The sequence below is a fragment of the Fontibacillus forbon genome (assembly GCF_046559655.1).
Lineage (GTDB): Bacteria > Bacillota > Bacilli > Paenibacillales > Paenibacillaceae > Fontibacillus.
Window position 1 is genome coordinate 373,991 of sequence record NZ_JBKGFV010000001.1, and the last position, 13,671, is coordinate 387,661.

Here is a 13,671-nt window from a genome sequence, read left to right on the forward strand (position 1 = left end):
CTGCTTTTGAACAACCTCTAAAAGGATGGACTTTCGGATGTTTCTAGGGAGGAGGGAGCCAGGAAATGACGAATGATCAGCATACAGAACTAGAATCGGAACTAACCCTGGATCAGGTGAAGGATCGTCTGATTGAGCAAGGGAAAAAGAGGTCTTCATTAACCTATAAAGAAATCATGGAGAAGCTCTCCCCTTTCGAGCAGGATCCAGAGCAGATGGACGAGTTTTTTGAACATTTGGCTGATATGGGCATTGACATCACCGGTGACAGTGATGAAGAGCTGACGAGACGGAATAATGACGAGGAGGGGCGCGAAGGTGGAGATGAGTTCAGCTTTGAAGACGATCTCACACTGCCTCCCGGCATTAAAATCAATGACCCGGTTCGGATGTATTTGAAGGAAATAGGCCGCGTGCCATTGCTATCGGCAGATGATGAAATGGAACTGGCCAAACGAATCGAGAACGGGGACGAGGAAGCCAAACGCCGTCTGGCCGAAGCGAATCTGCGCCTTGTGGTCAGCATTGCCAAGCGGTACGTGGGCCGCGGTATGTTGTTTCTCGATTTGATTCAAGAAGGCAATATGGGCCTTATTAAAGCGGTTGAGAAATTTGACCACAAGAAGGGCTTTAAATTCAGTACTTATGCCACATGGTGGATTCGTCAAGCCATCACGCGGGCCATTGCCGATCAGGCAAGAACGATCCGGATTCCGGTGCATATGGTCGAAACGATCAATAAGCTGATTCGGGTTTCCCGTCAGCTCCTTCAGGAGCTGGGGCGCGAACCGTCGCCGGAAGAAATTGCGGCGGAGATGGAACTCAGCGTTGAAAAAGTACGCGAAATCATGAAAATCGCTCAAGAGCCGGTATCGCTTGAAACGCCGATCGGGGAAGAGGACGACTCCCATCTCGGCGACTTCATCGAAGACCAGGAAGCTTTGGCGCCTGCCGATGCGGCTGCTTACGAACTTCTGAAAGAACAGCTGGAGGATGTCCTTGATACGCTTACGGAACGCGAAGAGAATGTGCTTCGCCTGCGTTTCGGACTGGATGACGGCCGAACTAGAACGTTGGAGGAAGTCGGCAAGGTATTCGGCGTAACGCGGGAGAGAATTCGCCAGATTGAGGCGAAGGCGCTCCGCAAGTTGCGGCATCCGAGCCGCAGCAAACGGCTGAAGGATTTTCTCGAATAAGCGAAAGACTCCCGACCTTCTGCAGCCAAGCAGCAAGGTCTTTTTTTTCACAGAAAGAAGGTGAAGCCTTGGAACGTGACAAAAGGGAAATCATATTACAGGAAATCGGCCAGTGGCGGCGAAGCCGGCTGCTGCCTGAACATTACTGCGATTTCCTTGAAAATTTGTACCGGGACGAGAAGGCCGAGCCGCCGCGAAGCTTATTCTCCTTGGGATCATTGCTGCAGGGGAGCTGGAAGGCTTGGCTTCTTTCTTTTGGAATAATTTCCTTCTTTTTCTTTATTGTTATTTATTTTAGCTTTTTTCCCTGGCCATTGCAAATGGGCGTGGCACTGCTGCTTACTTCCGGCTGTTATGTCGTCGCGAGCTATTACCGCCATAAACGGCAGACCTTTTCACTGGTAATGGCGGGAGGGGGAAGTCTACTGCTACTGGGCATGGGATGCTGGATTGTAAACCTGCAAGGCTGGACAGGAGAAGCAGCAACTATCTTGCTGATTGCCGGGTGTGGTACCATTTGGTTATTGTCGGGAGTATTTCTCCAATTCGGCATTTTGGATTATTGCGGCTTTGCCTGCGTGATCCTGTTGTATGCCTTTTTCTTTGGACGCTTGCATCCGCAGGCGTCGTGGGGGATGCTCCAGTTGCTTTGGCTGCCGCTAAGCCTCGTGTTGTTCTGGTTAACGTGGCTAAGCCATCATCGGCTAAAAAGGCTGTCCAGAGTATGTTTTGCGGTATCGCTTACGCTGTGGTTCATGCCGGAAGCCGATGCGCTTTTATTGAGACAGCAGTCTGCACAAGGGATGGAGCTATTGATTTTGTTAAAAATTACTGCAGCATTTGCTTTATTGTTTTTACTTAGAAAAAAATGGGTGGTGTGGTTGTCATCATGAAACTTTCAGCTAGATTACAGCATATAGCAGACCGGCTTCCGCCTGGTTGCAGGTTTGCGGACATCGGTTCCGATCATGCTTTGCTTCCCGTATATGCGGTACAAAGCGGACAGGCTTCGTACGCGGTGGCAGGTGAAGTGAACGAGGGTCCATTGGAGGCGGCAAAGCGGCAGGTAGCCGAGGCTGGAGAGGTAAAGCGGGTGTCCGTCCGAAAAGGGAACGGTCTCGCCGTCATCGCGCCGAGAGAAGTGGATGCCGTCACGATCGCCGGCATGGGCGGAGCTTTGATCGTCTCCATCCTGACGGCCGGGACCGACAAATTGGAGGGAGTTACCCGGCTGGTACTTCAGCCGAATGTCGGTGAAGATCTCGTGCGGCGTTGGCTGTTCGCCAATGGTTGGTATTTGACGGAAGAAGTCATTTTGGAGGAAGACGGTAAAATTTACGAGATCCTAACGGCGGAGAGAAGCCCGTCCGCAAGAGATTTAAACGATGAGCTGTATGCAGAACGCCCTATTCCCGACAGCACGAATTCTTTTACCAAGGAATTGCTCATGCTGATGGGGCCACGGTTGACGCAACAGCCGAATGAAGCGTGGTTTGCCAAATGGGAATCGGAAATCGACAAACTGGGTAAAATCATATCTTCGGTGGCGGCTTCCAAACAAGAGGCATCCCGTGAAAAAGAAGAGGCGCTAATCCATCTTTCCAATCAGTATAAGGAGGTGCTGGCATGCTTGCGAAAGGCCAAACCGTAATTCAATACATGGAGCAGCTTGCCCCCAAGCATGTAGCGATGGAGGATGACAAGATCGGCCTTCAGCTCGGCAGTTTGCAAAAAGAAATTACGGGTGTTCTGACGGCGCTTGACGTGAACGAGCAGGTGGCCGACGAGGCTATCGCCCGGGGCGCGAATCTCATTATCGCCCACCATGCGATCATATATCGTCCGCTTCGGAATTTGCAGAGCGATACGCCAATGGGTAAGGTATACGAAAAGCTGATCAAGCATGATATCGCCGTCTATGTGGCGCATACAAATCTTGATGTGACCGAGGGCGGAATGAACGATTGGATGGCGGAAGCGCTCGGGATCGAGAGCAGTGCGCCTGTGGAAGATATTCATACCGACCATTTGTATAAACTGGTTGTATTCGTGCCGAAGGATCATCATCAGCGCGTGCTGGACGCCATTCTGAACGCCGGTGCGGGTGCCATCGGCAACTACAGCCACTGCAGTTTTAATATTGAGGGCTACGGCACCTTCGTACCCGGCGAAGGAACGGAACCTTATATCGGCAAGCAGGGACGAATGGAGAAAGCGGAAGAAATGCGGATCGAAACGGTCGTACCGCAAAGCATTCGCAGCAAAGTGATCCAGGCGATGCTTAAAAGCCATCCGTATGAAGAGGTAGCCTATGATTTGTACCCCATGGATTTAAAGGGTCGGACCTTTGGATTGGGAAGGGTCGGAAAGCTCCAAGAGCCCGTAACGCTTGAACAATTCGTGCAACGAGTGAAAGAAAAGCTCGATGTGCCTGCCGTGCGGGTAGTCGGGGATTTGAGCCGCCAGATCAAAAAGGCGGCGGTGATCGGCGGCTCGGGAGGCGGTTACTGGAGAGCGGCCATGTTTAAGGGTGCGGATGTCTTGGTCACGGGCGATATCGATTATCATACGGCCCAAGATGCGGAAATGGCGGGTTTAACCCTGATCGATCCCGGCCACAACGCCGAGAAAATCATGAAGACCCGCGTGGCCGACTGGCTGCGGGAAAAACTGCAGGAAGGCAAGTACGACACAAAGGTATTTCCTTCCGAAGTCCGTACTGAGCCGTTTACTTTCCTGTAGATTCCTACTTGTGATTACGAGCTAATGGCTGTATACTATCAAGTGTTGCCTTCGAAAGTTTGACAGACAATCGCCGGCGGCTTTATGCCGCGGGAGGAAAGTCCGGGCTCCATAGGGCAGGGTGCTGGATAACGTCCAGTCGGCGCGAGCCGAAGGATAGTGCCACAGAAATGGACCGCCGATGGCCGCTGCAAAGCGTGCACAGGCAAGGATGGAACCGAGGTGTAAGAGACCCCGAGGAACGCTGGTGACTTCGTTCCTGGTAAACCCCATCTGGAGCAAGACCTAATGGGACGCAGCTTCTTCGCGAAGCAGCCTTAGCCCGAGGCGCGTCCGGGTTGGTCGCTGGAGCCGCCCAGTAATGTGCGGCCTAGATAGATGATTGTCGCTCAAAAGCGGGAGGGTAGTTCCCGTCATTACCGCAAAGAGTACAGAACCCGGCTTACGGCAAACTTTCATCACTGCAACTTGTTTTTAAACGAACAGTCATCGCGCTGTTCCTATTCACGAATCGAATCAAAGAAGATCGCTAAGCGAACGCCTTCAGGCAGCCGCAGCGATCTTCTTTTTGTTTAATTCCGAGCTTGGCGTCCGTGTTAGGGCCAATGAATGGGCAGTACCTGCCATAAACTTTAAATAATCACCGGTTGATGATGCTGTTCATATAACTGCTTGTACATTGAGCTTGTACGAATGAGTTCACAATGGCTTCCCTTTTCAATGACGGATCCTTGGCTGACTACGCAGATGAGATCCGACTGCTCAATGGTCGAGAAGCGATGGGCAATCGTTATTGTTGTCCTGTCCTTCATTAGGCCCATTAGAGCCAGTTGTACGAGATGTTCGGATTCGGAGTCAAGGGAAGAGGTAGCTTCGTCCAGCAGAAGGATAGGTGAATTTTTGAGAATGGCGCGGGCGATCGAGATTCTTTGTTTTTGTCCTCCGGATAGCTTGTTTCCTCGTTCCCCAACCATCGTCTTATAACCTTCAGGAAAACCCATAATAAACTCATGAGCAAAGGCAGCTTTCGCCGCCTCGACGATTTCTTCTTCTCCGGCCTCCGGTTTTCCGTAAAGAATGTTATCCTCGATAGTCCCGCTAAACAAATAACTTTCCTGCGGGATGTACGCGATCTTATTCCTAAGCTCCTTCAGGTGATATTGGTTTAGAGGTTTGTTGTCGATAATAATGGTGCCTTGATCAACCGGATAAAAACCCAGCAATAGTTTTAAAACCGTGCTTTTTCCGCAGCCGCTCGGACCCACCAGGGCTACCGATTGTCCTTTGCCAATAGAAACCCCGAATTCGTTTAGTACCGGATGGTTGAGATCGTAACCGAAAGAAACGTTATTGAAGCTGATGTAAGAATTCGAAGTATCCGTTGTTTGATCATTGTGTTCTGAAATTTCATATTGTTCAGGCTCCCGAGGTTCGTCCAATAATTGAAATATTTGCTCCGACCCCGATAAGGCTTGCTGAACCTCCGGAATAAAGATTCCGATTTCCAGAAATGCTTGGCTTAGTCTGGTTTGCAAGAACATGAGCGCAAATAAGGTTCCGAAGCTTGTACCTCCTGCGTAAACCATGAAAGAACCTAAGGTGAGTATAATAATATTGCTGGCAAAGCCCATAAAGTAGTTGAGGCCGTCTAATTTCCCGCTTACCTTTTCTCGTTCCACCATGAATTGGGTAGTTGCGTCGTTATTATTTTGGTAACGATTTAAAATCAGTCGGTGAATGGGAAACATCTTCATGACTAAGGCACCTGAAAGCATGTCTACCAGGCTGGATGATAAATTTCCTAACGATTGCTGTATGATTCGGCTGATCCTTCGCATTTTTTTCGTGAATAACGTGTTCAGATATACGGATAGTAAATTAAGAGCAAGCAGGATGGAGGATATCCTCCATTCCATTACAAACATCGGCACGGCGGCCGTCAAACCGTAAATGATGGGATGGATCAGGCGCCGAAGGCGTCCTGTATATAGCCCTGCCATCGTCGTAACGCCATTTGTAAGCGTAGAGAGAATCTGCCCGCTATGGTTCTTCTCGAAATATCGGATCGGCAGCTTGCTTCGTTGATCAAATACGGTAATTTTCAATTCTTCCGTAGCGAGTTTTGCGCATGCATTATACATATAACGGAACAATGGAATAAAAACGCATATTAGAGCAAGCGAAACCAATAATATTTGTATACCTTCAAGCAGCAAGTTAAAGTTGCTTCTCTCGGCAGCCTCAATCATCTTTTTCATAATCATGGCCTGAATAACCGGGATGACGGATAACATAAAAGACATGCCGATCATGCCCGTAAGGTAAATAAGCATTCGTCTTTTCATAAAAGACATAGAACGAACAAACTCTTTTCGAACAGTAGACTCGTTCAACTCGATCATATCATTCTCCCTTTTCCTAAACGGACCAGCTTGGTTCATCCGAAAATTGATGGCGATATAACTCTTGATAGCGCCCCCCGTATTTGGAGAGGTATTCGTGATTCCCTCGTTCTACAATAACGCCTTGGTGAAGAACGAGAATCTCATCCGCTTGAAGTATGGTAGTCAAACGGTGAGCTATGATCAAGACGGTACGATCTTTCATAAAATCATGCAGATGCTGCTGAAGCCTAAACTCTGTTTCCGAATCCAACGCGGAAGTTGCTTCATCAAACAAAAGTACGGGGGCATTTTTCAATATGGCCCGCGCAATCGAAATTCTTTGTTTTTGCCCTCCCGAAAGACGGAAGGCCCGCTCTCCAATCATTGTTTGATACCCTTGCGGCTGATCCATAATAAATTCATGAATGCATGCTGTTTGTGCGGCTTTGACGATCTCTTCAAACGATGCTTCTGGACAGCCATATGAAATATTCTCAGCAATGGTCCCGGGGAATAAAAAGGTATCTTGGGAGACGATTGAGATCATAGTTCTGACCTGTTCGAGGTCAAGCTTATTCAGATCTTCTCCCATATATTCGATAGACCCCTCGGTTGGCTGATAGTGACCGCACAGCAGGTGGAAAATGGTGCTCTTTCCAGAGCCGCTTGAGCCGACAATTGCGATTTTTTGATTCTGTTTAACATTGAAGGAGATACATTTTAAGACAGGAGCATCCTCCGTATATTGAAAAGAAACATCGATAAACGATAATAAAGCATCCCGATAATTTATATTGAGCGTTTGTCCGCCCTGACGTTCCATGGGTAGCTCTAAAAATTGTTCCAGCCGGTTCAACGAAGCTTCCGAGATTCTTAGTTGACCTAAACTTTCGGGGATGATGGCTAACGGTTCTACCAGATAGTTGATAAGAAACAAAAATGCGAATAATTCACCAGGCGAAAGTTCGTGATGAACGGCCAAATATCCGCCGTATACCGAGCAAACGAGCAGAGGGATGATGCGAATGATGATTTCGAAAGGCGTTAGCAGAGCTTGACGTTTTTCGCGTTTGAGTTGAAGGCGAGTTGACTTCTTGACGGCTTCGGAAAATTTATTGACCAATATTTGTTGCAGGTTGAAAGCCTTTTCAATTGTGACTCCGGAAATAGAATCTTGAACAATGGAGAGTACCTGGGCTTCGACTTCCGATTCCTCGGTTCTATTTTTTTTGATCGGTTTGCTGATTATATTGGCCACGAAGACGGCGATAGGAACAATTAGCAATGTCACTAGTATTAATTTTGCATTTAAATATAGGAGGTAAGAAATCGTGATTAAGAAAACCAATGGCTGATATGCGATTTGAAAAAATGTAGTTTGTAAAAAAAGCTGGAGCTGATTTATGTCATTGGTCGTTCGGGAAACGAAATCACCGGTATGTATTTGGCTATGACTGGATATGGGGAGATGAGAGATATGGGAAGAAATCCGGTTTCGCAAATCGCGAATCACTTGGTTGCCAAAATAACCTCCGGCATACCTGGCAAGATATTTGCAACCCCCTCCAAGGACTGCAGCAGTGACAAACAAGCCTGTTATTTTCCATATAGAATGGAGAGAATCGAAAGCAGAGTCAGACATAGTTTTGATGAGATAACCGACAGTGACATCACAAAGGACTACAATGAGCGCAGCTGCCAGGTATATCGATATCCATTTGCGGTGCGTGAACGTAAGCGTTAGTAGCTTGGAAAAAAAAGCGCCCACCGATTTGGTCCTCCAGTACAAAGTGAATTAATATTAATGATTAAATGATCTTTTCAAGGCTGGTTACTAATTTGGAAATGGCGTCGAATTCCAAATTTTTCACTTCGTTTAAGCGAATAAGCTGACGTTCTTTCATCGATATGTCCAGGTTCAGATGATATCTGATGTAGGCGTTCCTTAAAATACGAGCTTTATCTTCAATTGTTGCAAAAGCCTGTATGAGTTGCTCTGAGCACTCGATGTAAGAATGCTTGGTCAAATATTGTACAAGCAATGATAAACAGCGCTTATGCTCCATAAAAACTTGATAAGGCAAAACAGTTTGGTGTACTTTGGAATTGTTTTCGCCCATAAGTGCTGTATATCTGGATAACTCACTATAAATATTCATCCCGAATAACGCTTGATCCCGGGGTTTTGGAAAAACCGGAAACCTTTCGAATGTATTGCGGGCATGCAAATAATCCTCGAGCAAATCATATGCCAACCGAATATTAAATTGGTATTTTGCGTTTTTCTCCTGTTCGATAATGAGAATCTTAGCCCGGTTGTTCGGTTCGTCGACATTTCCTTGCTTAGCGGCAGCAAGAAAGTCGGAGATCGGCAATGATAGCATCTCATAACGATGCCTTAAGGAGTAATCCATATAATAGATGAGTCCTTCTTCCGAATCATATCCGCAAACTAATACTTGGCTGCGTTTATGGTATTTTAAGTAATATACGGAGTTTGGTATGTAATAAGAGTTGCAGTTTATGTAAACATACTGATCGTTATTAATGCATTTGATGATAAATTGGGCTAGGTCTGTCAGGGAAGACACCAGCTCGGTTTCGATCTCTTGAATATACAAGAAAGGATTGTTGCAATGCCGCACCAATAAAGGATGGCCGGTGTAAAAGCTTAGCCAATGGATGTCCTCCTCCATCGATTTCTCACTTTGTAATTGAAGGAAATGATTAATGACCCAGGTCAAGGCCTCTTTATCCTTCTCCATAATCCCCAGAAAATGCGAGTATCTTTTGTAAACCGCAACAGTAGGTTTCTCCACTTGAAGTATTTTCCTCATTTTGGTAATCCCTCCTAAATCATTGCAATGAATCATAAGTCATATATTACCATCAGTCAATAAATATTGGTTTTATTCAAAAAAACTACAAATTTATATTTCAATTTACAAAACAACCTATCTCATTCAAACAAAAAACTCCGTTAACGCAGCTTTCTTCTCAGAAAGCACGTCGAACGGAGTTTTCTTATGCATGCGGGTTAGTGCTTCTTAGCGTTCTCCAGCACCCGCTTCAACTTCTGGTCCGTATGCTGCGGCCAGAATTGCAGCGGAGCTTGATTACCCCTCGCGGCTTCCAACGCCGAAAATACGTCGATCTGCCCGTATCCGAAATATTTGTCATGACCGGAATCCCCGAGATCGATAACGCTGGTACGGATAATATCCATGACCTCCGTATTTTTCAGGTCCGGATTCACCGAACGGATCAGGGCTGCCAGGGCCGATACATGGGGACTTGCCATCGACGTGCCGGACAAGGCGGCATACTGGTTGTCGGGATAGGTGCTGGCGATACTTTCACCCGGCGCCATCACATCAACGTAATCGCCGTAGTTGGAGAAGGACGCTCGTTGAAGATGATAGTCCGTCGCCGAGACGGACAAGACCTCCGGATAAGCGGCGGGGTAACCCGGCCGTTCCGTATTGTCGTTCCCCGTCGCCGCGATAAGCACGACATCGCGGTCATAAGCATATTTGATCGCCTCGTGCAGAAACTGGGCATCCGCATAGTTGCCAAGGCTCATGTTGATCACCTTGGCGCCGTGATCGGTCGCCCAGATGATTCCCTGAGCGACGGAGTAGGTCGTTCCGGACCCGGTGCTGTCGAGTGCCTTTACCGGCAGGATCTTGCCACCCCACATCATGCCGGCGATGCCTTCGCTATTGTTCACGTTGGCGGAAATGATCCCGGCGACATGCGTACCGTGTCCGACATCATCAAGCGGCTCATCTCCCGGCGAGACAACGTTGTATCCCTCCAGCAGCCTGCCTTTGAGATCGGGATGACTAAGATCGACGCCTGTGTCTACGACCGCAACGATGACGTCGTCGCTGCCTTTGGACAGATTCCAGCCGCGGTTGGTTTCGATAATCGGCAGATTCCACTGGTATTCGGAGAACAGCAAATCATTGGGGATTTCCGGGCTCTCTTCGGCCGGATTCATTTCGTCTTCATTGGTCATGTACAGGTAGTGTGGCTCAACATAATTCGGCTTCCAATGCTTTTTGAAATAGGATCGAAGTTGTTTCATGTCCATCGTTTTCGAAGTGAAAATATAGGTATTGCCGATGTTTCGGGCAGGCTTGCAGCGAAGATCGGCTTCGATTTTTTTCATCTCAGTGGCAGATGGTGCCTTGGCGAAGGTAACGACGATTTCATTTTCGTAGTAATGGCTGGCTTTTTCGTTGTCATGGCCGGTTTTGACGGTAATGTCATGCAAAGTATCGGTATGTACCGATTCCACTTTGTATTTTCCTTCTTTGGGGTACGGGATCAGGCGCAGATTTTTGTGTTGATGATCCTGTACCCGCTTCAGGATGCTCATATCCATGACTGCAATCATGCCTTGTTTTCCTCCCGGAGCCGGTTCCGCCGCCACTACATATTTCGGATTCCCCTGCGGAAAGGCAGGCGATTCGTAGGACTGGCCTTTACGGAGCGATTTGCGGGCAAAGTTCAAGTAACTGTCCATTTGTTTTTGATCTGCTGCTTCCATTTTGAACTTCGCTCTCCGGAATTCCTGTTCTTTCTCGCCGGAGAACCAGCGCAAGGAAGGAAATTGCTTATGATCTTTTTGCAAGTCGCCGGCGTCCCCCGGGATGACTCCTGGCCGTGCGGAAGCATATGCATCGGCAAGTTTGCGGAGATGCTTCTTGGCGTCAAGCCTGGCAAGGCGTTCTGTCGCAGTCATATCGCGCTTAAGCATCGCTTGTTTCAGCTTTTGTTCCTGCGGTGCTCCTTTAACGGAATTGATTTCGGCTTGCCGGCTGGAAGGGCGTTCAGGCGTGTCCGGTATCAACGTGTAAAGCGTTGCTGCGGCGGCGCCCATTAGGGCCAGCGCGGCCCATCTCTGCCATCTCATGACGTTCCTCCTTTTCAGAATACAACGATAGGCATAGAATGAGGTGAAAACGGACGTTTTATTCTGGAATCTTTGTCTGGAGGATACCGCTTTCAGCTGTTTTATGTTACGATGAATCCGTTACAGGACAAACTATAAAATGCCGGAATCTGACGGCTCACGGAAGAGGGAGAGTTGTAAGTCATGTCACAACGAAACATCCAGCAACTGTGCGTATCTGCGAAAGAACAATTAGACACCGCGATCGGTAAAATGGAAAATTTTTTGAATCATACTCCGTTGCAACAGCTGGCTGAAGGGCAGGATGAAGAAACGATTCTTTTTTACCAAGGGTATTTATGTGATCTCCGGCATTTGCTTGTATTTTCGGAAGTGTGCAAGGAAAAGCTGGGAATCGTTTTACGCCGGGGGACTTTCGACCAGGAAGCTGCGGAAAAGACGCTCTACCAGGTTTATCACGATTGCGTGAACCGTTTTTTCTATCCGAAAAATGAAAGTTATTCCGAAGATGGACGTTATGCTTATACGGGCCAGGACGCTATCCGATTCCGCAAAAAGCCGGTTCGTGCGGCAAGGGACATGATTTTGGATATCACCAGGGAGTTTGAAGAACTTCGTGACGAATTGTCATATTACGAAAGCGATTATTTAACGCAGTTACGGATGCGGAAAAATCAGGATAAACCCGCGTATAACCAATAAATAGTTCAAAGGATGCCGAAAGGCATCTTTTTTTGTTTTCTTGAGTCCCGCTTTGAGGGGGATTTGCTTCGATTTGACATTGCATACCCCGCATACGGTTACTGAGGTCCGGAGAAAATGAACTGTGAGGTGATCAAAATGCCAAATGGGGACAAACCCATAGTCAAATGCAGCGTATCCAATTGTACCTATTGGGGCGAGAAGAACGTCTGCCAAGCCGACCTGATCATGATCGACATCGATCAGCACGCAGGCAAGAGCTATAACGCCGAATTTGCCGGTGAAAGTTTTGATACTGAGCATAAGGACACTGCCGCTTCGTCTTCCGCAACTTGCTGCCATACCTTTAAGGCGAAATCGTCTTAACCTGGAAGTCTAAATCAGGAGGTGCTGTGATGACTGATCGTACCAAGGAAAAACGAAACCATCCCGTGTCCTCGAAGAAACGAGTCGATTATCCGCGAAAAACCCATCAGGAAGAGTACGCGGCCGAGGTAGTGCCGATGAACACGGCTGTGAACCGGGATGTTCGAAGAGAACAGCGGGAATCTGCCGATAACCGCGTCGAACGCTCCGACAACGGAACATCGACGGCGGGAAGAACGGTCGGCTATATAGGAGTCGGATTCGGGATTGCCGCGCTGTTCATGTGGTCCATTATATTGGGGCCTCTGGCAGCCGTAATGGGATTTTACGCCTACAGCCAGGCGAATAAAACATCCGGAGCCTGGGCGATCGGCCTCGGAGTTGTCGCTACATTGAGCTATTTCGTTCTCATTCCCTTTACGCGTTAAAAAAGCTTGCTCACATGTCGCTTAATCCCGGGCCGGCGTCGATGACGCCGGTCTTTTTCCATAAAACGGCTTGCTTTTTCTACAATTTGCGATAAATGGGTGGTCAAGTTTTCACTTCAAGTGTAAAATACAGGGTATAACCACCTATGGACCAAGAAGAGGAGCAAGCGAAAATGCAAATTGATCCACGCACCATGACGCAGCTGATTCAGCTTCAGACCAAAAACGAAATCGATCTGCAAGGGAATACGGCTACCCGCATCGGTGCGGAAAGCGAAGGCTCCTTGTTTGATATATTGCTTCAGGAAATGATGATGTCGGAAGGGCGTGCCGAATCGGAAGACTTGGTGGGCCAGCTTCCGTTATCTGCGCTCAGCTATGGAGAGTCCTACGACGGATGGATGTCACAGATTTTGCCGGAGGGCGTTGCCGCAGGAATCCAGGCGGAGTCATTTTCCTCCTCCGAGGGATCGGCTACCATCGGCAAAACCCGCGGAGAAATGGATAATCTGGTTACTCAAGCCAGCTTGAAGTATGGCGTGCCGGAGAGTCTGATCAAAGCGGTGATCGAAACCGAATCGTCGTTTAATCCGGAAGCCGTTTCATCGGCAGGCGCCAAAGGATTGATGCAACTTATGGACGGGACGGCAAACGGTTTGGGTGTAAGCAATCCGTTCGATCCTGCCCAAAATATTGATGGAGGCACGCGTTACCTGTCTTATCAGCTCAAACGGTTTGGCGGTGAGGAGAACACTGCGCTGGCGGCTTATAATGCCGGACCGGGCAGACTGCAGAGACTCGGCATCTCCAATGATCAGCAATTGATGGAGAAGCTGCATCTGCTTCCTGAGGAAACTCAGAAGTATATCTCTAAGATTGCTGCTGCCCGTTCGAAGTATGAATTGTAAGTCTTGGTTATAACAAGGTTGTAC

The 13,671-nt window shown here is 48.1% G+C and carries 12 protein-coding genes and 1 other RNA gene; 9 read left to right on the forward strand and 4 right to left on the reverse strand.

Going from position 1 to position 13,671, the window contains the following annotated elements; translation table 11 throughout:
• Positions 1–65 precede the first annotated feature (65 nt).
• The 5 genes from rpoD (at position 66) to rnpB (ending at position 4,398) form a co-directional block, all read left to right on the forward strand.
• A complete protein-coding gene (gene rpoD / locus ACLB09_RS01570; RefSeq protein ID WP_410768002.1) occupies positions 66–1,196 on the forward strand; it encodes an RNA polymerase sigma factor RpoD in 1,131 nt (376 codons plus the stop codon).
• A gap of 68 nt (positions 1,197–1,264) precedes the next feature.
• Positions 1,265–2,089 (forward strand): hypothetical protein, encoded by an 825-nt coding sequence (locus ACLB09_RS01575; protein ID WP_410768003.1) that lies wholly within the window; start codon positions 1,265–1,267, stop codon positions 2,087–2,089.
• Positions 2,086–2,847 carry a tRNA (adenine(22)-N(1))-methyltransferase gene (locus ACLB09_RS01580; RefSeq protein ID WP_410768004.1) on the forward strand — a complete coding sequence of 254 codons (762 nt, stop codon included), beginning with the start codon at positions 2,086–2,088 and terminating at the stop codon, positions 2,845–2,847. The genes ACLB09_RS01575 and ACLB09_RS01580 overlap by 4 nt, the downstream gene beginning before the upstream one ends.
• On the forward strand, positions 2,823–3,938 hold the full coding sequence (locus ACLB09_RS01585; RefSeq protein WP_410768005.1) for a Nif3-like dinuclear metal center hexameric protein: 1,116 nt from the start codon (positions 2,823–2,825) through the stop codon (positions 3,936–3,938). The genes ACLB09_RS01580 and ACLB09_RS01585 overlap by 25 nt, the downstream gene beginning before the upstream one ends.
• 54 nt (positions 3,939–3,992) lie before the next feature.
• An RNA gene (gene rnpB / locus ACLB09_RS01590) (RNase P RNA component class A) lies at positions 3,993–4,398 on the forward strand.
• A gap of 172 nt (positions 4,399–4,570) precedes the next feature.
• On the opposite strand, the gene ACLB09_RS01595 is transcribed toward rnpB, so the two are convergent.
• The 4 genes from ACLB09_RS01595 to ACLB09_RS01610 form a co-directional block, all read right to left on the reverse strand.
• The gene (locus ACLB09_RS01595) at positions 4,571–6,340 is read right to left on the reverse strand and encodes an ABC transporter ATP-binding protein (protein ID WP_410768006.1); all 1,770 of its coding nucleotides are present in this window, start codon (positions 6,338–6,340) and stop codon (positions 4,571–4,573) included.
• A 16-nt stretch (positions 6,341–6,356) separates the two neighbouring features.
• Positions 6,357–8,090 (reverse strand): ABC transporter ATP-binding protein, encoded by a 1,734-nt coding sequence (locus ACLB09_RS01600; protein WP_410768007.1) that lies wholly within the window; start codon positions 8,088–8,090, stop codon positions 6,357–6,359.
• 40 nt (positions 8,091–8,130) lie between these two features.
• Positions 8,131–9,159, reverse strand: coding sequence for a hypothetical protein (locus ACLB09_RS01605; protein ID WP_410768008.1), 1,029 nt, complete (start codon positions 9,157–9,159; stop codon positions 8,131–8,133).
• Between the two features lie 200 nt (positions 9,160–9,359).
• Positions 9,360–11,243, reverse strand: coding sequence for a S8 family peptidase (locus tag ACLB09_RS01610; protein ID WP_410768009.1), 1,884 nt, complete (start codon positions 11,241–11,243; stop codon positions 9,360–9,362).
• A gap of 183 nt (positions 11,244–11,426) precedes the next feature.
• Here ACLB09_RS01610 and ACLB09_RS01615 point away from each other — a divergent pair, with 183 nt between their 5' ends.
• The 4 genes from ACLB09_RS01615 (at position 11,427) to ACLB09_RS01630 (ending at position 13,647) form a co-directional block, all read left to right on the forward strand.
• Complete coding sequence (locus ACLB09_RS01615) at positions 11,427–11,945, forward strand: DUF3907 family protein (RefSeq protein WP_410768011.1); 519 nt, start codon at positions 11,427–11,429, stop codon at positions 11,943–11,945.
• A 138-nt stretch (positions 11,946–12,083) separates the two neighbouring features.
• Positions 12,084–12,311, forward strand: a complete 228-nt coding sequence (locus ACLB09_RS01620; RefSeq protein WP_410768012.1) for a DUF1540 domain-containing protein — start codon at positions 12,084–12,086, stop codon at positions 12,309–12,311.
• Positions 12,312–12,340: 29 nt separating this feature from the next.
• Positions 12,341–12,739: a hypothetical protein gene (locus ACLB09_RS01625; protein WP_410768013.1), complete on the forward strand. Its 399-nt coding sequence runs from the start codon at positions 12,341–12,343 to the stop codon at positions 12,737–12,739.
• Positions 12,740–12,912: 173 nt separating this feature from the next.
• Entirely contained in the window at positions 12,913–13,647 is a 735-nt protein-coding gene (locus tag ACLB09_RS01630) for a lytic transglycosylase domain-containing protein (RefSeq protein ID WP_410768014.1), read from the forward strand.
• The last annotated feature ends 24 nt before the right edge of the window (positions 13,648–13,671 follow it).

Bases quoted from the DNA above. Each gene is read 5' to 3' on its own strand.
- ACLB09_RS01625 (WP_410768013.1), top strand. From the start codon at position 12,341: ATGACTGATCGTACCAAGGAAAAACGAAACCATCCCGTGTCCTCGAAG.
- ACLB09_RS01620 (WP_410768012.1), top strand. From the start codon at position 12,084: ATGCCAAATGGGGACAAACCCATAGTCAAATGCAGCGTATCCAATTGT.
- ACLB09_RS01630 (WP_410768014.1), top strand. From the start codon at position 12,913: ATGCAAATTGATCCACGCACCATGACGCAGCTGATTCAGCTTCAGACC.
- ACLB09_RS01605 (WP_410768008.1), bottom strand. From the start codon at position 9,159: ATGAGGAAAATACTTCAAGTGGAGAAACCTACTGTTGCGGTTTACAAA.
- ACLB09_RS01610 (WP_410768009.1), bottom strand. From the start codon at position 11,243: ATGAGATGGCAGAGATGGGCCGCGCTGGCCCTAATGGGCGCCGCCGCA.
- ACLB09_RS01595 (WP_410768006.1), bottom strand. From the start codon at position 6,340: ATGATCGAGTTGAACGAGTCTACTGTTCGAAAAGAGTTTGTTCGTTCT.
- ACLB09_RS01580 (WP_410768004.1), top strand. From the start codon at position 2,086: ATGAAACTTTCAGCTAGATTACAGCATATAGCAGACCGGCTTCCGCCT.
- ACLB09_RS01585 (WP_410768005.1), top strand. From the start codon at position 2,823: ATGCTTGCGAAAGGCCAAACCGTAATTCAATACATGGAGCAGCTTGCC.
- rpoD (WP_410768002.1), top strand. From the start codon at position 66: ATGACGAATGATCAGCATACAGAACTAGAATCGGAACTAACCCTGGAT.
- ACLB09_RS01615 (WP_410768011.1), top strand. From the start codon at position 11,427: ATGTCACAACGAAACATCCAGCAACTGTGCGTATCTGCGAAAGAACAA.